Raw genomic sequence first — 21,003 nt, 5'->3', positions numbered from 1 at the left:
AAACGAAAGACTTTGCCCCTGTATTTGGGTAACCTGAGCCCTGAATGATGGGGGCATCGGCATGAGAAAGATCTTACTTGCGATCAGTTTTTGGGCGTTTGCAACCTCGGCCGGGGCTGCGACGCTGCAGCCTGATGCTGTGCTACCGTCATCCATTACCGTGCAGATCGAAGAGATCGGACAGGTCGGGGCTGCGGCACCCGGCAACAATTATGCATCGCCGGTCAGCGTGGATGGCGATCTGTTGTTCGTGGATCAACGCGGGTCCGTTCAGCAACAGACAGCTACAGGATTTCTAACTGTCCTTGATGCGGCCAGCGCGCCACCGGGGGTGACTGCGGTGGGGTCGCAAGCGGTGGTGAACATCGCCGATGGGGCGGGCGATGAGGTGTTTGTCGCTTTCACCTCAAGCACCTTGCCCAGCGGCATGACGGCATCAGCATTGCCGAGCGATCCGCTGTATGATGCGACGCCAACCGTTTTCCAGGTGGTTTACAAGTATCAGCGTGCCGCAGATGGCACATTGTCCAACCCGACCGCATTGACGGCGTTTGAAACGGTATCGCGCGGGCATCGGGGCGGCGGCATGATTGTTCTGCCCGATGGCAACCTGCTGTATGCGACCGGTGACAATCTGACGTTCAACCGCGATGGGTTGGCGGCCCCACAGCAAGACGGTGAACATGTTTCAAAGTTGTTGATCGTTGACCGGACCAGTGGCGCTGTGACCGTTGCAGGCAAAGGCGTGCGCAATGTTCAGCAGATGACCTATACCGATGACAGCAAGACCCAGATCGCCTTTGGCGATATCGGCGCATCCACGGCGGAAGAGGTGAATATCGTCGATGTTGCCGAATTGACGGACCTGACGGCGGTCGAGAATTTCGGCTGGGGCCGCAATGCGGATGGCAATGCCCGCGAAGGCACATTCTACATCAATGACGGTGCGACTTCAGTCCCCGGCACGACAGCGACCGCCATTGGGACCGCCCCGGTGCCAGAGGCCGGGTTCATTCAGCCCTATGCCCAATTTGGCCGACCTGCGGGCCAGACCTTTATCGCCGTTTCGGGGCCGATTGCATCTGATGCGTCATTTGATGTGATTGACCTGTTGTTCAGCGACCTGTCGCAGGGCGGGCTTTATGCCACAACTGCGGGGTTTGGGGGCACGCTGAACGATGTCTTTGCGGTCAATCTGGTGGATGGCACGGGCGCCGCAACATCGCTTTTGTCACTTGCCGGCGGCAGCCGGGCCGATCCACGGCTGTTCACCTATGCCGATGGCACCGCGGGGGTGCTTTTGGAAGGCACGGGCAAGTTTTACCGACTGACAGAGCTGGACCTGACCGCCGTGCCGCTGCCTGCGGGGATGCTGCTGTTGCTGTCCGGGCTGGGTGGGCTTTTGGTGCTGCGCAGGCAAAGGGCCTGACGCAAAAACGCCCGCGCGATGGCGGGCGTTTTCGAAAATTCCAGTGGTGCGCGGCTTAGCGGCGCAGACCCAGACGCTTGATCAGGTCCTGATAGCGGGCCTCGTCCTTGGCTTTGGTGTAGTCCAGAAGCTTGCGGCGCTGGGCCACCATCTTCAGCAGACCGCGGCGGCCATGGTTGTCTTTCTTGTGGGTCTTGAAGTGCTCGGTCAGGGTGGCAATCCGGCTGGACAGGATCGCAACCTGCACCTCGGGGGAGCCTGTATCGCCGTCTTTGGTGGCGAAGTCCTTCATGATCTTGGCTTTGTCTTCGGCAGTAATCGACATCGGGGTCTCCTGTTCTAAAGGGTTGATGGCGCGATCCGGGATGTCGTCCAGAAAGGCCCGTGGAGGGTCCGTGCCGGGGGATTCCCGGTGCGGATGCGTGCGTTTAGGCAAAAACGTGGTGAAATGAAAGTGTTTTGTTGCCGCCCTTGCGCCTAGACGGCGGGCAGCGCCACAAGCTTGACCGCCGTCAGGTCCAGCGTGGTGACCCCGGCGAGTGTCGCCACCGCCTCGCCATCGGCGAAAAGGGTCAGGCCATCATCGCCCTGAGCAGTGGTCAGAATGGGTGGGATGGTGTCGTAGCCCAGTTCGATCACATCTTCGGCCGGGTCGAAATCGTCAATGAATGCGCCAGTATTACCGAGCAACGCAAAGGTATCCGCGCCGGTGCCGCCATTGAGGTGATCCCCCAGTCCGGCGGTGATCAGGTCATCGCCCGCGCCACCGTTGAGGAAATCGCGCACGTCATCGTCGCCGCCATCAATCACATCATTGCCCGCGCCACCATTGAGCATGTCAGCACCCGCACCGCCATAAAGCGTATCGTCCCCCTGATAGCCGGTCATGATGTCGTCGCCTTCGCCACCATCAAGAATGTCGTCGCCATCGCCGCCATTCAACGTATCCGCACCGGCGCCGCCATAAAGCTGGTCGTCGCCCACATGGCCGGACAACTGGTCATCGCCGTCTTCGCCAAAGATCACGTCATCGCCGCGCCCGCCGTGCAGGTCATCCTGCCCGGCACCGCCTTGCAGATCATCGGCACCGTCGCCGCCAAAAAGAAAGTCATTTCCGCCTTCGGTCATCAGCGTGGTATCGTCGTCCCCGGCATAGATGATCTGATCAACGGGCGTTTCGTCCTCGCCAAGGTCCAGTGCCTCTGCCCCTGGCATCGCCTCGCCCCCTTCGGACAAAAGGTCACTGACAGAGGTGATTTTGGCGGTTTCATCGGGGGCTGCGGCGGCTTGGTCATCCGCGTCATCTGACGATCCGCCAAAGTCGGCAAAAAGTGCGGCAGACAAGGCCACACCAAACAAAGTCAGAATTTCAAACATGACGCACCCTCAAACGGTCGCCCCCGACCTGCGCGGTCATAGCACGGGATTGACCAGAACAAACCATGAATCTGTACCTATGGTTAATGACCCTGAAAGAACGGCAGGAAGGCGGCCAGCACCGCATCGGGATTTTCTTCCATCGCGAAATGGCCCGAGACGCAGGATTGCCCGGTTACCTGCGGTGCCCATCTGCGCCAAAGGCCCAAGGGGTCGCCGGTTTGCGCCGGGAAACCGCCCTCTGCCCAGAGGAAATGCAGGGGCGCTGCGATGGTGCGGCCCTTGTCGGCGTTATCGAGCGCGCGGTCAAAGGTGGCCCCGGCGCGGTAATCGGCGCACATCGCGTGAAGATGGGCGGGGTCTTGGGCCTGCGCGGTGTAGCTTTTCAATGCGGCAGCACTGAACGGGGCCAGCGTTTTGGTGTTGTTCCAGGCGCTGAGCGTCCATTCCATATAGCCCGCGGGATCCGCGCCGATCATCCGTTCGGGCAGGGGGGCGGGCTGCGCCAGAAAGGTCCAGTGATAGGCTTTGAGTGCCAGATCGGCGTTCCAACTGTCCCAGAAATCCCCTGTTGGCACGATCTCGATAATCCCCAGCCGGTCCAGCCGGTCGGGGTGATCCAGCGCAAAGCGATAGGCCACGCGCCCACCCCTGTCATGGCCAAGGATATGCGCGCGCGGCAGGTCCAGCGCATCCATCAGCGCCACGATATCCGCCGCCATCTGGCGTTTGGAATAGGTGCTGTGGTCTGCATTGTCGGGCGGTGCATCGCTGTCGCCATAGCCGCGTAGGTCAGGGACGATGACGTCAAAATGCTGGGCCAGCGTCGGTGCCACCTTTTCCCAGCAGTGGTGGTTCTGCGGGTAGCCGTGCAACAGGATCAGCGGTGCGCCCGCGCCTGCGCGGTGCACGGACAGGCGGACGTCGCCGCAGGTTACGTCGCTTTGGGTAAACCCTTCAATCATCGCTCCACCGGATCAGGGGCTGGGCATAGGCCACGTAAAGCGGGTGGCGCGGATGCCCGTCTTTGGTCAGTCCAAGATGATAGAGCGGGGTGCCGGTGTCACGCAAAAGCTGTGCCACCTGCGGCCCGCGCCCGCGATGCGCGCCGTGAACGCCCCAGGCCGCGAGAATGTCGTCCGCCCAAGCGGCCCCATCCCGCAAGGCAGCGTCATTGTCGGGGCCGTCCGGTGCGGTATGCTTGCGCATCTTGTGCGGGTCGGTTTCGCGCAGGCCAAAAATGTTGGTGGCGCAAAACGCACCGTAACCCAAAGCGCGCGCGCGGCGTTCACAGCGTTCAATCGTGGGGTCGTTCGCCGTTTCGGTGGCTTTGGAGGGGTTCAGCATCACATAAAGCAACTTTGGCCCGTCGCCCCATGTGCGCGTCAGGGTATAGCGGTAGGTTTCGCAGTCGGAGTAAAGCGCGGTTGAGCGCGCCCTGTCATCCACATGCGACCGCGTGATCATGGGGTGTTGAAGACCCGGCTGGGCTGGATCCTGCCGCCCAGATACTGGCCCACGGCTACCGCCTTGCCATCGTAAGAGGCCCAGACTTCGTCGCCATAGTTGGCGTCACTGGCGATCACCTCTGCCGGGTTGCCGTTGCGCAGTTTGGCGACACTGGTCGCAAGGCAGCGCACCTCTGGCAGGTCGGAGAGGCCGATTTCCAACGGCAAGAGGCGCGCGTCCAGATCGGGGGTCCGTGCCTCGGCATCAATCAGGTCGAGTGACACCCCGTCGGCTGCATCAAAAGGCCCCGACCAGATACGCCGCAACTCGCGCACGTGGCCATGACAGCCCAGAGCCGCGCCCAGATCACGAGCGATGGAGCGGACATAACCGCCCTTGCCGCAGGTCATTTCCAACGTCACGTGGTCAGGATCGGGCCGGTCGATCAGCAAAAGTTCCTCGACCCAGAGCGGGCGCGCTGCGATCTCCATCTCTTCGCCGTCGCGGGCGCGTTTGTAGGCGCGTTCGCCGTCGATCTTGACGGCAGAGAACTGCGGCGGGACCTGCATGATGTCGCCGACAAAGGCGCCAAGGGCGTCTTTGATCTGATCGTCAGACGGGCGCGCATCACTTTGGGCGATCACTTCGCCCTCGGCGTCGTCGGTGTTTGTGGCCTGCCCCAGCCGCACGGTGAATTGATAGGCCTTCAGCGCATCGGTGATGAAAGGCACGGTCTTTGTCGCCTCGCCCAATGCCACGGCCAACACGCCGGTTGCATCGGGGTCAAGGGTGCCTGCATGGCCGGCCTTCTTGGCCTCAAACGCCCAACGCACCTTGTTGACCACAGCGGTCGAGGTGATCCCGGCGGGTTTGTCCACCACCAGCCAGCCCGAAATATCCCGGCCTTTTTTCCTGCGTGCCATATGAGCCTCTTGAACGTGAAGCGGTCAGCTAAACCTGCCAAGGCGCGCCGTCAACCGGCGGGGGTCATCCAAAGTCAGCGTTGGCGGTCAGCCCCAGTTCGGCAGCCTTTTGCGGTTTCAGCAAGTTCATGATCCGCGCAAGATCAGGCAGCCGCTGCGCGAGCTTTCTTTGCGTCATGCCATCTTCGCTTTGCAGATCGGCAAGCACATCGTCCGGTTTGTTGTCGACCAGTTGCAAGCAATAGATCAGGTGGCCGTAGGGGCGGTTGACCTCTCTCGATTGGCCCAGACGGATTCCGTAAAGATCGGTCTGCCCGGTTGGCAGCGTGGCCGGGCGCAGTTTTGACACCCGCAGTCCCGGATTGTTGGTCACTTTGCCCACCGCATAGGCGTAATTGCCGTTTGCAAATATCTGCCCGCACACCTGCCGTGCCAGTTTGCCGCCGTAGTAGGACGATGTTTCAAAGTGCGGCATCAGATCTGTCGCGGGGTCAAAGCTGATCTTCATATGTGCGGCGACAAGTTTCTTGGGTGAGGGCATCCGCAGGATCAGATAGTCGCCGACGCCGTTGGCGCATTTGTCCGCAAATGCGCGGCTGTCGATGTCGTCCTTGGTGATCCAGCGGGCAAAGGTGGATTCAAGCGTTGGTTTGGCCTGTCTGGTTGCGCCCGCGACGTAGGTGTCGATTGCGGCCTTTTCATATGCGGGCAGTTTCGACACGGCCGCGGCCAGATCCTCTGTGAAGCCGGGGGGATAGGATTTGCGGTCCTTCGCGCGCCCTGGGTTGATCCGCAGGCCCGTTATTTCTTTGAGGGTTTCTTTGCGTCCGCAGTTTTTGAATGTGCCGTAAAGGTCGATGACTGTGAGGATTTGTGGGGCGGTCAGGCTTTGGTAGTTCGACAAAACAGCGTCACTTTCACGGTCGGTTCACGGCTGGCGCGGCCCCTGCTAGGCCTCGAAAATCTCTAACAAGGTGCAACTTGTTCAACCTAAGACTGCATGAACTCGACGTGTTTGCAAGCGTTTGCAGAGTGACGTCGAAACTCGCGAGGCGATGAGCGCCCCTGTCTAACGTGATGATTGATATAGAATTGATACCGGTCGGAGGCTCGCGCGATGGTGCGCCGGTCCGACGCCGCACAACGATGGAGTATCCAATGGATAACAACCAACTTGATGGCATCCCCCAACAGGAATTCTTTGACGAAGGCATCCACGTGCCAAAGCCCAGGGGGCTATTCGGCACGTGGCAGCGTGCTGCCGGGGAAGACGATATCTCACCTCAAAACCAAAGGATCTAAGATGACACACCAAAAAACGCCTATGCAGGCCGTCCTTTTGCGCGGTCGTTTGGAATTGCGCAAATATCATCTGAACGTTGTGGAAACGAAGACAAGTGTTCCCGTGTTCATGGCCCAAGAAGACGTCGCGCACTACCTTGCCCGCCACATGATGGCCGAGGAAGGTGCGCAAAGTTACAGGGACAAGCTGCGCAAATTGCGCACCCAAGCCCCTGCCAACAGAGCAGATGTACCCATACCAGTTGACGATGTATCCCACCCCTTCACGGAGACGCGGACAGCCGCATTCGTGAATCATGATCGGTATGATCACGCGCCATGTGGCCTGAAGCCCGGCGCTTGGGATGTTTTTAAAAGACCGCGCCTCGCCTGAAGTGTCGGTCCCGTGCCCCGCGCGATCGGGATGCCCTGCCTGATTGCGTGCAAAACTGGCCTTTGCCGATGCCCCCGTCGGCAGAGGCCACGTGCTATTCGACGACGCCGACAATCGGGCCAAGCTGAAAGCCGAAATCGGCACGGCCCAGTTGCGGGGCGTAAAGCCTGCTGACCTTGCCATCAAAGTAAAGCGCGTTGGGCAGGCCAAGCACGTCGCGGAAGACCCGCGCGAAGGTGTGGAAATTGATCGGATCGTTTGAGATCAGAAAGACCGCGCCACTGCCATCGGCAGGGGTGCCGACGCCATTGCGGGTGAATTTTGAGGTGCCATCGGGGATCAACCGGGGGTGCAGCGCGCCGTCGATCACCAGCATGGGCCCGGATTGCGTGGCGTGTGGGCAGGTGGGGGCGGCGGCCTGAAACGCGAGACTTTCGATCACCCGCGCGCGGCCATTGCCAAAACAGAAGACACCATTAGGCAGAAGGCCAAAGTTGCCTGGTCCGTCAGATGTGATCAGGCGCTGCGTTTCGACCCCATTTTCGCGGTAAAGCCCGACAGGCGCGCGGTTGTCGTGGTACATACCGGCGTTCATCGCGAAAGCCAGCGTGCCGCCTGCGTGGCCCTCAACCGCGCTGAAGCCGCCGAGGACATCACCCGCCGCATCGCTGTGAAACAAGCGCAGATCCTCGCCCGCGTCAACGGTGCAGGCGGTCAGGCTGTGGTCTTCAAAGGTCAGGTCTTCGCAGGTCACCGCAGCGGCGGGGGTAGCCCACAGCGCGGCGATGGCCAGCCACGCGCGCATCAGTCGTCCAGGTCCTGCCGGACGTGATCGTCTTCAAAGAGTTTGCGGGTGGCGTCCATGCGGTCAAAGGTGTCGTCGATCTGGAACCGGATTTCGGGCGTGAACTTGATTGACAGGGCCTTGCCGACCTCGCGCCGGATCTCGTGCCGGTTCTTACGCAAAAGTGCGAGCATCTCTTCTTTGCCTTCGCCGCCCAGCGGCAAAAGGTAGGCGGTGGCGACGCCAAGGTCGGGCGAGCAGCGCACCTCGCCCACGGTGATGGACATGCGTTCAAGATCAGGGTCGTGGATTTCACCCCGCTGCAACAGCTCTGACAGACGCCGCCGGATCAGTTCGCCGACGCGCAGCTGCCGTTGGGAGGGCCCGCGCCCTTCGGATGATCGGTTCTTTGCCATGCCGCCCACCTAAGGGTTCGGGCGGCTGTTGCCAAGGTGTGGGTTAGGCGGGCCTCAGACTTTCGCAGAAAGTCTGGCCCCAAATCCTTTGCAAGGATTTGTTTCCCCGGATGCAGGTCGCGGTGCTGCGATCCAATCAGCACCTTCCCTGTCTTGGCACGCCCCGTTAAGAAAGCCGCACACAGTAGGATAGATCCAATGACTGAACGACCCGGTATTGTTGTCACAGGCGCCTCTGGCCGTATGGGGCAGACGCTGATCAAGCTGATTGCCGAGAGCGATAAGGCGCGGCTTGTGGGCGCGCTGGAACGACCCGGCCACGCCTGGGTTGGGCAGGATGCGGGCACTGCGATGGGTGGGCAACCTGTTGGTGTGACCGTCACTGACGATCCGCTTCCGGCGTTCGCACAGGCGCAGGCGGTGATTGATTTCACCTCGCCCGCGGCCACGGTTGCCTTTTCAGAACTGGCCGCGCAGGCGCGCGCGGTGCATGTGATCGGCACCACTGGCCTGACCGAGGATGATATTACTGCCATCGGCCATGCGGCCCATCACGCGGTCATTGTGCGGGCGGGAAATATGTCACTGGGTGTGAACCTGCTGACCAAGCTGACCAAGATGGTTGCCGCCGCATTGGATGACGATTTTGACATCGAGGTGATCGAGGCGCACCACCATCACAAGGTTGATGCCCCCTCTGGCACCGCCCTGATGCTGGGTGAAGCCGCCGCCGCAGGGCGCGGCGTGGCCCTGAATGATGTGCGCGACAGCGGGCGCGACGGGATCACCGGCGCGCGCAAGAAGGGCGACATCGGGTTCAGCGCGATCCGGGGCGGCGACATCGTGGGCGAGCATGATGTGCTCTTTGCAGCCCCCGGCGAACGTATCGTGTTGCGCCATATGGCGACAGATCGTGCCTTGTTTGCGCGCGGTGCGATCCGGGCGGCCCTTTGGGGTCAGGACCAGAAGCCGGGGCATTACGACATGATGGATGTGCTGGGCCTTTAGGCCGGTATTCGCCGGGCTTTCGCACCAAAACTGAACCGATCCGCCGGTTGCGCCGTATCTTGAGAAAGACACTGACGCCGGAGGACATCATGAAAACTGCGCTGACCATTGCGGCCATCACCGTTGGCCTTGCCCTACCTGCGGAGGCGCAAGATTATCGCCCCGTGACAGATCAGTCCGAGTTTCTGGCCCTGATTGCGGACCGCAGCCTGACCAACCGGCTGTATAACCTGTCGCTTGACGTGGCCCCATCGGGGCAGATCGCGGGGTCTGCAATGGGCTGGGACGTGACAGGCACCTGGTCCTGGCAGGGCGGCTTTTTCTGCCGCGAGATGGCTTGGGGCGGCGACCCGATCCCCTATAACTGTCAGTTGGTCGAGGTCGCGGGCAACGAGATGCGGTTCACCACCGATCAGGGTGCCGGAGACAGCGCGTCATTCCGGCTGCGCTAGGGCGCGCGCAGGATAAAGCCGCGCTTGGCGTCGCCGTCAAAGCCGAGTTTGGGATAGAAGCCGTGTCCGTCAGATGACCCGCTGAGCAGCATGACCTTGTAGCAATCGGCGTCCCACGCTGCGGCGATTGCGGCTTGCATTGCGGCGCGGGCAAAGCCCTGACCGCGATGGCCCGCGTCGCTGACAACATTCTCGATCAGGGCGTAGGGGCGTGCTGTGCGGGTGATATTGGGCAGAATGTGGATCGTGCACATGGCACGCAACTGACCGCCGGCTTCGGCCCCAAAAAGTGATGTGCCGGGGTGATCGAGGATCGCGGCGAGCAGACCGGTTGCTGCGTCGCCGGTCGGAAAGGCCTCGTTCGTGATCAAGTGGCTGTAGAGCCGCATGATGCCGGGCTGATCATCCAGCGTCAGGCGGCGCGCGACCGGTTTAGAAGTCAACCGCGATGCCCTTTTTTTCCCAATCGCCGTAGCGGACGGGTTCAGGGCCGTCACGGCCACCGTATTCCTTGGGTGCTGCCTCATCGCTTGCCGCGCGGCGGCGGCGCTCTTCGGCCTCGGCCAGCGCACGGCGGGCAGCGGGGGGCAAATCTGTTGGCTTGTCGGTCATGATGCAGTGATATACGCCGCAACGCATGACAGACAAGCCCGACACATCCGGCCTCGCCCCGCGCCGCGCGGCACATGCCCTGCTGCAGCAGATCACCACCGAGGGGCGATTGATGTCCGAATTGATCGGCGGTGGCGCGTTGGACCGGCTGGACGCCGCTGACCGTGCCCGTGCGCAGCGGTTGGCGACCGAGGCGCTGCGCGGGCTGGACCGTGCGGATCGGTTGCTGAAGCCGCATCTGAAGAAGAACCCGCCCATTTTCGTGCGCAACGCCCTGCGCCTTGGCGTGGCCGAGATCGGGCAGGGTGAGGCTGCGCATGGTGTGGTCAATGCTTACGTGGAAATCGTGGCGCGCAACAAGCGCACGAGCAGCCTCAAAGGGTTGGTGAATGCCGTCCTGCGCAAAGTCACGGCCGCGGCATGGGACGCCGCCCCGGTGCCGATCATGCCGCCCTGGCTGCGCCAGCCGTTGGTCGCCGCCTGGGGTCGCAAGGCGATGGCGGCGATGGAAAAGGCGCATTTTGCAGGCGCGCCGCTTGATCTGACAGCCAAGGACCCCGCAACCGTCGCCGCAGCCACCGGTGGTACAGTGCTGCCTACGGGCACGGTGCGGCTGGCCAATGCCGGGCAGGTGTCGACCTTGCCGGGATATGACACGGGCGACTGGTGGGTGCAGGATGCCGCAGCCGCGATCCCGGTGACCTTGCTGGGTGACGTCACGGGCCTGCGGGTGCTGGACCTCTGTGCGGCACCGGGGGGCAAGACCTTGCAACTGGCCGCAGCGGGGGCGCAGGTGACAGCGGTCGATGCCTCAGCGGGTCGGATGGCGCGGGTGGCTGAAAACCTGACCCGGACCAAGCTGACAGCGGACACAGCGGTGAGTGATGCCTTTGACGTCACGGGCCAGTGGGACGCTGTCCTGCTGGATGCGCCCTGTTCGGCCACCGGCACGATCCGCCGCCATCCCGATTTGCCGCACGCCAAGGATGGGGCGGAATTCGCGATGCTGATCGACCAACAGAGCGCAATGATTGACCATGCGCTAGGCTTGCTACGGCCCGGCGGGCGGCTGGTGTTCTGCACCTGCTCGCTTCTCCCGGATGAGGGCGAGGTGCAGGTGGAAGAGGCGCTTGCCCGCCATGATCTGACCGTGGATCGCGCTGCTTTGGCGCGTCCCGGCCTCGATCCGGCGTGGATCACGCCGGAGGGTGGATTGCGCCTGCGGCCAGATTTTTGGGCCGATTTGGGCGGAATGGACGGATTTTATATGGCGGTTTTGACCAAACCGGCGTGACACGAATCTTGCACTGCGTTAACCTTTTGCAAACAAGACGGCGTAACGCCGCAAGCCGAGGCAGCAGATTTGGCCGAACCGCAGACATGGCGTGCGCGACGCACGGCTTTCATGCATCGCGTTGCCGCGCGCCGCGCGGCGCGTGCCAAACCCGCGACGGCCTTTGTCACCGCACCCGAACCACGCACCATCGGCCATTTTGCGCGCGGTCGGCAACTTGTCGCCGGAAACCTGCTGTTTGCAGGCACGCTGACCGAAACCAAGGACGGGTCGGTCTGGGATGTGAATGGTGACGGGTTGGTCACCTCGGAAACCCAAGGTTGTGCCTGGTTGGATGATCTGGCCGCCGTGGGCGACAGCCGCGCCCGCGAAAAGGCGCAGGCCTGGGTGCAGGACTGGATCACGCGGTATGGCAATGGCACCGGTCCGGGCTGGACGCCTGACCTGACGGGCCGCCGCCTGATCCGCTGGATCAACCACGGGATTTTCCTGCTGCGCGGTGTGGAAAAGGACGCAAGCCAGCGCTTTTTCCGCAGTTTGGGGCGGCAGACGCTGTTCCTGTCGAAACGCTGGCGTACCGCGCGCGCGGGTCTGCCCCGGTTCGAGGCGCTGACCGGCATGATCTATGCGGGTCTGTCGCTGGAAGGCATGGAAAAACATGTGGGCCCTGCGATTTCCGCACTGGCCGAGGATTGCGACCGCCAGATCAATGCGCAAGGCGGCATCCCGACACGCAACCCCGAAGAACTGCTGGAAGTTTTCACGCTGCTCAATTGGGCGGTGCAGGCGATTGGGGAATCGGGCCAGACCCCGCCCGCGCCTTTGACGGATGCGATTGCCCGCGTGGCGCCGACCCTGCGCGCCCTGCGCCATGCGGATGGCGGACTGGCGCGGTTTCATGGCGGTGGGCGCGGCATTGATGGGCGGCTGGATACGGCACTTGCGACCTGTGCAGTGCGCACGCAGCCGGGTGAAGGGCTGCATATGGGATATGTCCGGGCCAGTGCCGGGCGCACATCGCTGATTGTGGACGCCAGCCCGCCGCCTACGGGCGACCCGTCGGTCAATGCTCATGCGTCGACGCTGGCGTTCGAGCTGACATCAGGCCGCCGCCCGCTGATCGTCAATTGCGGGTCCGGTGCCAGTTTTGGCCCCGATTGGCGGCGCGCAGGCCGGGCGACGCCCAGCCATTCGACGCTGGGGCTGGCGGGCTATTCCTCGTCCCGTCTGGGCGCGCCTGCGCGGTTGGGGCAAGGGCAACAGGAAATGCTGGTCGATACGCCAGAGCTGGTGCAATGCGAAGTGTCGCAACTGGATGATGGCAAGCGGCTAGAGCTGTCGCACAACGGGTTTCAACCGACCCATGGGCTGACCCATGCCCGCATCCTTGATCTGGCGACCCACGGGCGCGGGTTGGTGGGTGAGGATTTGATCACCACGCTCGATGACAGTGACAAGGCCCGCTTTGACCGCGCGCTGGACATGACCGCGCTGCAAGGCGTGCCCTATGCGATCCGGTTCCATCTGCACCCCGATGTCGAAGCCTCGGTTGATTTGGGCGGTGCGGCGGTGTCGCTGGCGCTGAAATCGGGTGAAATCTGGGTGTTTCGGCACGATGGCGTCGCTGAATTGTCGCTTGAGCCTTCGGTTTATCTGGAAAACGGGCGAATAAAGCCCCGACACGCGCAACAGGTGGTTTTATCCGGGGCCGCAATGGCCTATGCGACCCGCGTGCGCTGGACGTTGAGCAAGGCGCAGGACACGCCTGATGTGGTCCGTGACCTTGCCCCTGCACCCGGCGGCTTGGACGACTAAACCCTGGGGACCCTTGATGACCGACCTATACCCTGTGCGCCGCGCACTGATTTCCGTATCCGACAAGACCGGCATGATTGACCTGGCGCGCGCGCTGGCAGGCCACGGGGTGGAACTGCTGTCCACCGGCGGATCGGCGCAGCAGATGCGCGATGAGGGGCTCGATGTCAAAGACGTGGCAGAGGTCACAGGCTTTCCCGAGATGATGGATGGCCGGGTCAAGACGCTGCATCCGGTGGTGCATGGCGGCCTGCTTGCCGTGCGCGATAACGTGGGCCATGTCGCGGCGATGGAAGAGCACGGCATCGGCGGCATCGACCTGCTGGTGGTGAACCTTTACCCGTTTGAGGCGACCGTGGCGAAGGGCGCTGATTTCGCCACCTGCATCGAAAACATCGACATCGGCGGCCCTGCGATGATCCGCTCTGCAGCCAAAAACCATACGTTTGTGAACGTGGTGACGGATGTGGCTGATTACGCTGAACTGCTGGCGGAATTGGACGCCAATGGCGGTCAGACAACGCTGGCGTTCCGGCAGCGGCTTGCGCAGACGGCTTATGGTCGCACGGCGGCCTATGACACAGCCGTCAGCACATGGATGGCAGGGGCCACCGATCTGGCAGAGCCGCGCCGCCGGTCCTTTGCCGGTGAGCATCGGCAGACCATGCGTTACGGCGAAAACCCGCACCAGCAGGCGGCGTTCTATACCGATGGCTCTGGCCGTCCGGGTGTGGCGACCGCCACGCAGCATCAGGGCAAGGAGCTGTCCTATAACAACATCAACGACACCGATGCGGCCTTTGAATTGGTCGCTGAATTTCAGGACGGCCCGGCGGTGGCGATCATCAAACACGCCAACCCTTGCGGCGTGGCACAGGGGGCGACCTTGCTGGAGGCCTACCAGAAGGCGTTTGACTGCGACCGGACATCCGCCTTTGGCGGCATTGTGGCGCTGAATCAGCCACTGGACGAGGACACAGCCAAGGCCATCGTCGAGATTTTTACCGAGGTGGTGATTGCCCCCGGTGCGTCTGACGCGGCCAAGGCCGTGTTTGCGGCAAAAAAGAACCTGCGCCTGCTGACCACTGACGCGCTGCCTGATCCGCGCGCGCCGATGCTAACCTATCGTCAGGTCGCGGGCGGGATGCTGGTGCAGGACAAGGACACAGGTCATGTGGCTGATGACGATCTGCGCGTGGTGACCAAGGTGAAACCGACCGATGCGCAGATGGCAGACCTCAAATTCGCGTGGAAAGTCGGCAAGCACGTCAAATCCAACGCAATTGTCTACGTCAAGGACGGGGCGACGGTGGGCGTGGGTGCAGGCCAGATGAGCCGCCTAGATAGTGCCCTGATCGCCGCCAAAAAGGCAGAGCGTATGGCCGAGGCGCTGGGCCTGCCCGAGGCGCTGACCAAAGGCTCTGCCGTGGCATCCGACGCCTTTTTCCCCTTTGCCGATGGCCTGATGGAGGCTGCCGCTGCCGGTGCCACCTGCGTGATCCAGCCCGGTGGGTCAATGCGCGATGACGAGGTGATCGCCGCCGCAGACGAGGCCGGCATCGCGATGGTTCTGACTGGTATGCGCCACTTTAAGCACTAAGGTAATGGCCAAGCCCCCGTTGTCAGGGGCGGCCCTTGATCGTTGCAGGAACACCGCATGCGCCTTCTTTTCTGGACAGCCACTTGGGTTCTGGTCCTTGACCAGGTCACGAAGCTTACAGTGTTGTTGGGGGTATTTGGGTTCAGTTGGGCCCAGTTGCGTCCCAGTGATGGTGTGTTGCCTTATGCGCCCGAAGAAAAGGTCTTTCCGCCCTTCCTTGTGCTGCGCATGGCGTGGAACCGGGGCGTGAATTTTGGCATCGGCGCGGGGCTGGATATGCGTTGGGTGCTGGTGGCCGTGGCGCTGGTGATCTCTGCCGCTGTGGTGATCTGGCTGTGGCGGTCGGGGGCGACCAAATGGGGCTATATCGCAGGCGGCGTGTTGGTTGGTGGGGCGCTGGGCAATGTGCTGGACCGGATCATTTACGGTGCAGTGGCCGACTTTCTGAACATGTCGTGCTGCGGTTTCCAGAACCCCTATGCCTTTAACGTGGCGGATGTGGCGATCTTTGTGGGCGCCATCGGACTGGCGCTTTTGCCCGATGGCAGCGCCAAGAAACCGCGCAAGTCGCGGGCCAAGGGCTGATGCCGAACAGGCTGATCTGGTTGTCTGACTTACACTTTACCGCAACTGGCGATGTGCTGGGCCATGACCCGCGCGTGCGGCTGGATGCAGCGATTGACCGGATCAATGCGCATCATGCCGACGCGGCCTATTGCGTGATTTCGGGCGACATGGTGAACCGTGGCACCGATGCGGATTATGCCGCACTGGCCGCGCAGCTTGGGCGGTTGACGGTGCCGGTGCTGCCGATGGTCGGCAACCACGACGACCGGGCGCGGCTGGCGGCAAATATGCATGTGCCTGCGGGGCTGGACGGTTTTGTGCAGTACCGCATTGATACCCCGGATGGTGTAATCGCCTGCCTTGATACGCTTGACCCGCGCGCTGACAGCGGTGCGTTTTGCGCCGCCCGGCTGGGTTGGCTGACGGACGTGTTAAAGCAGGGCGCGCCCACGGTTTTGTTCATGCACCACCCGCCGATGCCGCTGGGCCTGCCGATGCAGGATCAGGACCGGCTGGCCGGGGGCGCGGCATTTCTGGACGCCATCGCGGGGTTCGGAAACTTGCGCCACCTGATGATCGGTCATGTGCACCGGCCTATCACAGGCGTGGTGCGCGGAATCCCTTTTGCGACGATGCGGTCGGTTCTATATCAGGCCCCGCCCCCACAGCCCGCGTGGGATTGGGACAGCTTTGTCCCCGCAGCAGAGGCCCCGGCGATGGGCGTCGTCACGCTGGATCGGGGGGCTGTAACGCTGCAGTACCATGACATTTGCGCCTATGATGTTGGGCTGTCCTGACGCGCGGGGCGCCCGTCAAAGCGCCTATGGTCCGGTTGGGGCGTTGCTTGGCCCGCGCGCCAATTGCAAATCCTTGCGTCTTTTCAAGGCGTGACGCGGCCTTTGCAATCGGTTATCCATGCCCGCAACAAAGACCAAAGGGATCACGATGCGCACGTTTGTTTTGGCCAGTGTGGCTGTTCTGGGCCTATCCGCCTGTGCGGGAGGCGGCGGTTTGCGAGACCTGAGCACCGGCACCGATGGTCCTGATGAGTTCAGCGTGCTGCCCGTGGCCCCGCTGACAATCCCTGAAAACCTGTCTGTTCTGCCACCGCCCACGCCGGGTGGTACCAATCCGGTAGACGCCAACCCCAAAGGCGAGGCGATTGCAGCACTTGGCGGCAACCCTGCAGCCGCCTTTGCCGGTGGTATTCCCAGCAATGATGCGGCCCTTGTGGCCCACGCCGGGCGTAATGGGGTGACCGCGAACATCCGCCAGACACTTGCCAGCGAAGACGCGGCCTTTCGGGCTGGCAAAACCCGGCTGAGCGCCTTGAACCCCTTTGGCGGCGACCGCTATTTCAAGGCCTATGCCAATCAGGCGCTTGATGCTTATGCAACGCTGATCCAGTTCCGCAATCTGGGCGTCGCCACGCCCACGGCCCCGCCGCAGTAAGCCGCGCCAAAATAATCTGTCACACATCGCTGCTGCCGGTTGTCTAACCTGACATAGACACCAAGGATGCAGCATGACCGACCCCAACGACCTGTCCGCACTTGTCGCGCGCGCCAAAACCGGCGAAGCCACCGCACTGGATGCGGTGGTCCGGCAGATTACCCCGCGCGTTTATCACCTTGCCCTGCGGATGCTGGCGGACCCCGAAGCGGCCCGCGATGCCGCGCAAGAGATCTTGATCCGCGTGGTCACCAAGCTGTCGACCTTTGAAGGGCAAAGCCGGTTTGAGACCTGGGTTTACCGCGTCGGTACCAATTACCTTTTGACGGCGCAGAAAGTCCGCGCCCGCGATCCCGGCCTGACGTTTGATCTGTTTGCAGAGGATTTGATGCAGGGGCTTGTCGATGACACCGCCGCCCCGGCAGAGGATCATGTGTTGGTCACCGAAGTGCGGATTGCCTGCACGATGGCAATGCTGCTGTGCCTGAACCCGCCGTTGCGCGCGGCCTATGTGCTGGGTGATGTGCTGGAATTGGACCAGACCGAATCTGCCGCCGTGCTGGGCATCACCAAGGCAAACTATCGCCAGCGGCTGACCCGCGCACGCGCAGCCGTAACAGACTTTACCGCGCGCAGTTGCGGGCTGGCAAACGACGCGGCCCCTTGCCGCTGCCCGCGCCGGGTACCCGCCGCTCTTGCCGCCGGGCGCATTGACGGCGCGCAGCTATTGGCCCCGGACGATGCACCTGACTTTGCCGCGGTGCGCGGGCAGGCGCAGGCCTTGGCCGGTGCGCTGCAAGCCGCCAAGCTGCAGACCGCCACCGGAACACTGCGCACCCCGGCCACGCTGGCAGCACGCGTGCTGCGCATCCTTGACCCGCCGACATAGGCGGCCACACCCCAAACCCCACCCCAAACCAAAGGATATCCCATGAAACTGCGTTTCTCATGGCTCTTGGCGTGTGCCTTGTTGCCAACCCCAACCCTGTCAGAAGAAGGACCCAATATGACACCTGACCAAACCAACGCCCTGTCCACCATCACTGCCATGACCACTGCCTTTGAGGCCCGCAATCTGGACGGGATCATGGCGACTTATGCGAAAGGCGCGACCGTCGTCTTTGACCCTGGCGCGCCGATTGCCGATGCCGCCACGATCAAGGCACGGTTCACCGAGGTCTTTGGCATTGATCCCAAATTCACCTTTGGGGAACACGAAGTGATCATCAGCGGCGATACGGCGCTGCACATCACACCCTGGACAATGACCGGACAAGTGCCAGACGGTCCGGCCATTTCCGAGAGCGGCCTGTCAGTGGCGGTGCTGCTGCGGCAGGCAGACGGGGCCTGGTTGATGGTGATTGACAACCCGCACGGGCAACGGCTTTTGCCTTAGTAATCCGGAACGTGTGTGGCGCGGCGTTTCACACGCCGCGTCACAAACCTGTAGGTAGGCCTTGCCCGCAGCGGATTGTGACGTAGGTTGACGCGCATAACACCGCGAAAGGTCCCCCATGCTCCGCCAAGCGTTTGCTGCCTGCCTGCTATTCATGACACCACTCACGGTTCAGGCGGAAGAGGTCACAACCTACACCCTTGATAACGGCATGGATGTCGTTGTGATCGAAGACCACCGCGCGCCGGTGGTGGTGCATATGGTCTGGTACAAGGTCGGATCAGCGGATGAACCCGTCGGCGCTTCAGGTGTGGCGCATTACCTTGAACACCTGCTGTTCAAAGGCACCGATACGCTCGCACCGGGCGAGTTTTCGGCCACTGTCGCGGCCAACGGCGGCAGCGACAATGCCTTTACCAGCTATGACTACACCGCCTATTTCCAACGCGTCGCAGCGGATCGTCTGCCGCTGATGATGCAGATGGAAGCCGACCGGATGAACAACCTGCGCATCAGTGCCGAAGACATTGAGACGGAACGTATGGTCGTGCTGGAAGAACGCAATCAGCGCACCGAAAACAACCCCGGTGCTTTGGCGCAGGAGCAGTTCCGCGCGGCACTATATCAAAACCACCGCTATGGCGTGCCGATCATCGGCTGGAAGCACGAGATGGAAGACCTGTCGCTGCAAGACGCGCTGGATTTCTATGACCTCTACTACAGCCCCAACAACGCGATCCTTGTGGTCGCAGGCGACGTGGAACCCGCCGAAGTGCTGGCACTGGCCGAGGAGTATTATGGCGTGATCCCGGCGGAACCCGACCTGCCTGAACGTGTCCGCCCTGAGGAGCCCCCGCAACGCGCCGAACGCCGGATCACCTATGTCGATCCCCGTGTCAGCCAACCTTACTTGACCCGCAGCTACCTTGCCCCGGAACGCGACAGCGGTGCGCAGGAAAAGGCCGCAGCACTGGTCTATCTGTCAGAGTTGCTGGGGGGGTCGTCTTTCACGTCTGCCTTTGGCAAGGCGCTGCAGTTCGACACCCAGACCGTGATCTATTCCAACGCGGGCTATTCTGGCAACGCGCTGGATGACACCAGCTTTGGCGTCACAGTGGTGCCCGTGCCCGGTGTGACCCTGTCAGAGGCCGAGGCCGCGATGGATCAGGTCATCGCGGACTTCATGGCAAACCCGATTGACCCCGCAGACATGGACCGCATCCGCAGTCAGCTGCGTGCGTCCGAGATTTACGCCAAAGACAACGTCCAAGGCCTTGCCCGACGCTATGGCGCGGCTTTGACCCAAGGGCTGACGGTCGCGGATGTGCAGGCCTGGCCCGACATCCTGCAAGCTGTGACAGAAGACGATATCAAGGCGGTCGCCGCCGAAGTGCTCAACCTTGATCAGGCCGTCACCGGCTGGGTTGTCGCAAGCCGGGAGGACGCGAAATGATCCGCTTTGCCCTGACCCTTTGGGTTGCTTTTGCCGCCTCTGCTGCACTTGCCGCAGTTGAGATCAAGGAAATCACCTCGCCCGGTGGGATCGACGCTTGGCTGGTCGAAGAACCTTCGATCCCGTTCACAGCGCTCGAAATCCGTATTCGCGGTGGGGCGTCACTGGATGAACCGGGCAAGCGCGGGGCCACCAACCTGATGATGGCCCTGATCGAAGAAGGCGCAGGCGATATGAATGCGCAGGCCTTTCAGACCCGGCGCGAAGAATTGGCGGCATCTTTCCGGTTCCGGGCGGGCGATGATCTGACCTCGATCTCGGCCGAGTTCCTGACCGAAAACCGGGACGAGGCGCTGGCGCTTCTGCGCGAGGCCTTAGTCAACCCGCGCTTTGATCAGGACGCCATTGACCGGGTGCGCGGGCAGGTGTTGTCGGGGCTGGCAAGTGATGCAAAAGACCCCAATACCATTGCCTCTGACGCGTTTAATGCAGCGGCATTCCCTGACCATCCCTACGGTTCTGTGATGGATGGCACAGTGGAAAGCGTGACTGCCCTGACCCGCGAGGACATCATCACCGCGCACCGCAATGCCCTGACCCGTGACCGGATCTATGTGGGTGCAGTGGGGGATATTACAGCCGAAGAGCTTGGCCCGCTTCTGGACGCGCTTTTGGGTGATCTGCCCGCTTCAGGGCCGCCCCTGCCTGACGACATCGACTTTGGTCTTGTCGGTGGAACCACAATCATCGACTACGAAACGCCGCAATCCGTTGCCCTGTTCGGGCACACAGGGATTGAGCGTGACGACCCCGATTATATGGCTGCCTATATCTTGAACGAGCTGTTGGGCGGATCGGGCTTTGAGTCACGCCTGATGATGGAGGTCCGGGAAAAGCGCGGGCTGACCTACGGCATCCGCAGCTATCTGGTGCCGAAATTTCATGCCGAAATGGTCATCGGTCAGGTTGCATCGTCCAACGGGACCATTGCGCAAGCGATTGAAGTGACACGCGAGGTCTGGCGCGACTTTGCCGAGAACGGTGTGACACAGGACGAGCTGGACGCGATGAAGACCTATCTGACCGGTGCCTATCCGCTGCGGTTTGACGGCAATGCGGATATCGCGGGCATCCTTGTCGGGATGCAGCTGACCGGTCTGCCGCCGGATTATGTGATCAACCGCAATGACATTTTGAATGCCGTGACGCTTGAAGATGTGAACCGCGTGGCGGCCTATTTGTTGCAGCCCGACAACCTGCACTTTGTGGTCGTCGGGCAACCCGAGGGCCTTTAGGATGGG

Annotated in this window: 25 protein-coding genes; 15 read left to right on the top strand and 10 right to left on the bottom strand. The window is 62.1% G+C overall.

All coding sequences use genetic code 11. The features are described 5' to 3' along the window. The first annotated feature begins 61 nt into the window (after positions 1-61). Complete coding sequence (locus AB3Y40_RS18955; protein ID WP_369440458.1) at positions 62-1,429, top strand: hypothetical protein; 1,368 nt, start codon at positions 62-64, stop codon at positions 1,427-1,429. Positions 1,430-1,484: 55 nt separating this feature from the next. On the opposite strand, the gene rpsO is transcribed toward AB3Y40_RS18955, so the two are convergent. The 6 genes from rpsO to AB3Y40_RS18925 all read right to left on the bottom strand — a co-directional run bounded on the left by rpsO (position 1,485) and on the right by AB3Y40_RS18925 (position 6,082). After that, positions 1,485-1,754 (bottom strand): 30S ribosomal protein S15, encoded by a 270-nt coding sequence (gene rpsO / locus AB3Y40_RS18950; protein WP_369440457.1) that lies wholly within the window; start codon positions 1,752-1,754, stop codon positions 1,485-1,487. A 152-nt stretch (positions 1,755-1,906) separates the two neighbouring features. Then, complete coding sequence (locus AB3Y40_RS18945) at positions 1,907-2,806, bottom strand: calcium-binding protein (protein WP_369440456.1); 900 nt, start codon at positions 2,804-2,806, stop codon at positions 1,907-1,909. 83 nt (positions 2,807-2,889) lie between these two features. Then, positions 2,890-3,771, bottom strand: a complete 882-nt coding sequence (locus AB3Y40_RS18940; protein WP_369440455.1) for an alpha/beta fold hydrolase — start codon at positions 3,769-3,771, stop codon at positions 2,890-2,892. Beyond that, positions 3,764-4,273, bottom strand: a complete 510-nt coding sequence (locus tag AB3Y40_RS18935) for a DUF1643 domain-containing protein (RefSeq protein ID WP_369440454.1) — start codon at positions 4,271-4,273, stop codon at positions 3,764-3,766. The genes AB3Y40_RS18940 and AB3Y40_RS18935 overlap by 8 nt, the downstream gene beginning before the upstream one ends. Further along, entirely contained in the window at positions 4,270-5,178 is a 909-nt protein-coding gene (truB, locus tag AB3Y40_RS18930; protein WP_369440453.1) for a tRNA pseudouridine(55) synthase TruB, read from the bottom strand. The genes AB3Y40_RS18935 and truB overlap by 4 nt, the downstream gene beginning before the upstream one ends. 64 nt (positions 5,179-5,242) lie before the next feature. Then, a complete protein-coding gene (locus AB3Y40_RS18925) occupies positions 5,243-6,082 on the bottom strand; it encodes a hypothetical protein (protein WP_369440452.1) in 840 nt (279 codons plus the stop codon). 254 nt (positions 6,083-6,336) lie between these two features. Between AB3Y40_RS18925 and AB3Y40_RS18920 the strand changes: the two genes are divergently transcribed. Then, entirely contained in the window at positions 6,337-6,480 is a 144-nt protein-coding gene (locus AB3Y40_RS18920; RefSeq protein WP_369440451.1) for a hypothetical protein, read from the top strand. 1 nt (position 6,481) lies between these two features. Beyond that, positions 6,482-6,853: a hypothetical protein gene (locus tag AB3Y40_RS18915; protein ID WP_369440450.1), complete on the top strand. Its 372-nt coding sequence runs from the start codon at positions 6,482-6,484 to the stop codon at positions 6,851-6,853. A gap of 94 nt (positions 6,854-6,947) precedes the next feature. Here AB3Y40_RS18915 and AB3Y40_RS18910 read toward each other — a convergent pair whose 3' ends face one another. Further along, positions 6,948-7,658 (bottom strand): phosphodiester glycosidase family protein, encoded by a 711-nt coding sequence (locus tag AB3Y40_RS18910; RefSeq protein WP_369440449.1) that lies wholly within the window; start codon positions 7,656-7,658, stop codon positions 6,948-6,950. Continuing rightward, on the bottom strand, positions 7,658-8,053 hold the full coding sequence (gene rbfA / locus AB3Y40_RS18905; protein WP_369440448.1) for a 30S ribosome-binding factor RbfA: 396 nt from the start codon (positions 8,051-8,053) through the stop codon (positions 7,658-7,660). The genes AB3Y40_RS18910 and rbfA overlap by 1 nt, the downstream gene beginning before the upstream one ends. 198 nt (positions 8,054-8,251) lie before the next feature. Here rbfA and dapB point away from each other — a divergent pair, with 198 nt between their 5' ends. Both dapB and AB3Y40_RS18895 read left to right on the top strand, forming a co-directional pair. Further along, positions 8,252-9,061, top strand: coding sequence for a 4-hydroxy-tetrahydrodipicolinate reductase (gene dapB, locus AB3Y40_RS18900; RefSeq protein WP_369440447.1), 810 nt, complete (start codon positions 8,252-8,254; stop codon positions 9,059-9,061). A gap of 89 nt (positions 9,062-9,150) precedes the next feature. Further along, the gene (locus tag AB3Y40_RS18895; protein WP_369440446.1) at positions 9,151-9,513 is read left to right on the top strand and encodes a dihydrodipicolinate reductase; all 363 of its coding nucleotides are present in this window, start codon (positions 9,151-9,153) and stop codon (positions 9,511-9,513) included. Here AB3Y40_RS18895 and AB3Y40_RS18890 read toward each other — a convergent pair. Next, on the bottom strand, positions 9,510-9,956 hold the full coding sequence (locus tag AB3Y40_RS18890) for a GNAT family N-acetyltransferase (RefSeq protein ID WP_369440445.1): 447 nt from the start codon (positions 9,954-9,956) through the stop codon (positions 9,510-9,512). The two genes, AB3Y40_RS18895 and AB3Y40_RS18890, sit on opposite strands and share 4 nt — an antisense overlap. Continuing rightward, complete coding sequence (locus AB3Y40_RS18885) at positions 9,946-10,125, bottom strand: DUF1674 domain-containing protein (RefSeq protein ID WP_369440444.1); 180 nt, start codon at positions 10,123-10,125, stop codon at positions 9,946-9,948. Before AB3Y40_RS18885 ends, AB3Y40_RS18890 begins: the two co-directional genes overlap by 11 nt. A 25-nt stretch (positions 10,126-10,150) precedes the next feature. On the opposite strand from AB3Y40_RS18885, the gene AB3Y40_RS18880 reads away from it, so the two are divergent. The 10 genes from AB3Y40_RS18880 to AB3Y40_RS18835 all read left to right on the top strand — a co-directional run bounded on the left by AB3Y40_RS18880 (position 10,151) and on the right by AB3Y40_RS18835 (position 20,997). Beyond that, positions 10,151-11,419, top strand: a complete 1,269-nt coding sequence (locus tag AB3Y40_RS18880) for an RsmB/NOP family class I SAM-dependent RNA methyltransferase (RefSeq protein WP_369440443.1) — start codon at positions 10,151-10,153, stop codon at positions 11,417-11,419. Positions 11,420-11,530: 111 nt separating this feature from the next. Beyond that, positions 11,531-13,234 carry a heparinase II/III family protein gene (locus AB3Y40_RS18875; protein ID WP_369440442.1) on the top strand — a complete coding sequence of 568 codons (1,704 nt, stop codon included), beginning with the start codon at positions 11,531-11,533 and terminating at the stop codon, positions 13,232-13,234. A 16-nt stretch (positions 13,235-13,250) separates the two neighbouring features. Next, entirely contained in the window at positions 13,251-14,834 is a 1,584-nt protein-coding gene (gene purH / locus AB3Y40_RS18870; protein ID WP_369440441.1) for a bifunctional phosphoribosylaminoimidazolecarboxamide formyltransferase/IMP cyclohydrolase, read from the top strand. 57 nt (positions 14,835-14,891) lie between these two features. Next, entirely contained in the window at positions 14,892-15,419 is a 528-nt protein-coding gene (locus AB3Y40_RS18865) for a signal peptidase II (protein WP_369440440.1), read from the top strand. Further along, positions 15,419-16,198: a metallophosphoesterase gene (locus AB3Y40_RS18860; RefSeq protein ID WP_369440439.1), complete on the top strand. Its 780-nt coding sequence runs from the start codon at positions 15,419-15,421 to the stop codon at positions 16,196-16,198. The genes AB3Y40_RS18865 and AB3Y40_RS18860 overlap by 1 nt, the downstream gene beginning before the upstream one ends. Before the next feature lie 118 nt (positions 16,199-16,316). Next, the gene (locus tag AB3Y40_RS18855) at positions 16,317-16,853 is read left to right on the top strand and encodes a DUF3035 domain-containing protein (RefSeq protein WP_369440438.1); all 537 of its coding nucleotides are present in this window, start codon (positions 16,317-16,319) and stop codon (positions 16,851-16,853) included. Positions 16,854-16,926: 73 nt separating this feature from the next. After that, the gene (locus tag AB3Y40_RS18850) at positions 16,927-17,742 is read left to right on the top strand and encodes an RNA polymerase sigma factor (RefSeq protein ID WP_369440437.1); all 816 of its coding nucleotides are present in this window, start codon (positions 16,927-16,929) and stop codon (positions 17,740-17,742) included. Between the two features lie 117 nt (positions 17,743-17,859). Beyond that, entirely contained in the window at positions 17,860-18,249 is a 390-nt protein-coding gene (locus tag AB3Y40_RS18845; RefSeq protein ID WP_369440436.1) for a YybH family protein, read from the top strand. Between the two features lie 118 nt (positions 18,250-18,367). Further along, positions 18,368-19,702, top strand: a complete 1,335-nt coding sequence (locus AB3Y40_RS18840; protein ID WP_369440435.1) for a M16 family metallopeptidase — start codon at positions 18,368-18,370, stop codon at positions 19,700-19,702. Then, entirely contained in the window at positions 19,699-20,997 is a 1,299-nt protein-coding gene (locus AB3Y40_RS18835) for a M16 family metallopeptidase (RefSeq protein WP_369440434.1), read from the top strand. Before AB3Y40_RS18840 ends, AB3Y40_RS18835 begins: the two co-directional genes overlap by 4 nt. The last annotated feature ends 6 nt before the right edge of the window (positions 20,998-21,003 follow it).

The sequence above is a fragment of the Yoonia sp. R2331 genome, assembly GCF_041103235.1.
Classification (GTDB): Bacteria; Pseudomonadota; Alphaproteobacteria; order Rhodobacterales; family Rhodobacteraceae; genus CANMYO01.
Note: the sequence above shows the minus strand (reverse complement) of the source record. Positions and strands in the feature narration are given on the sequence as shown.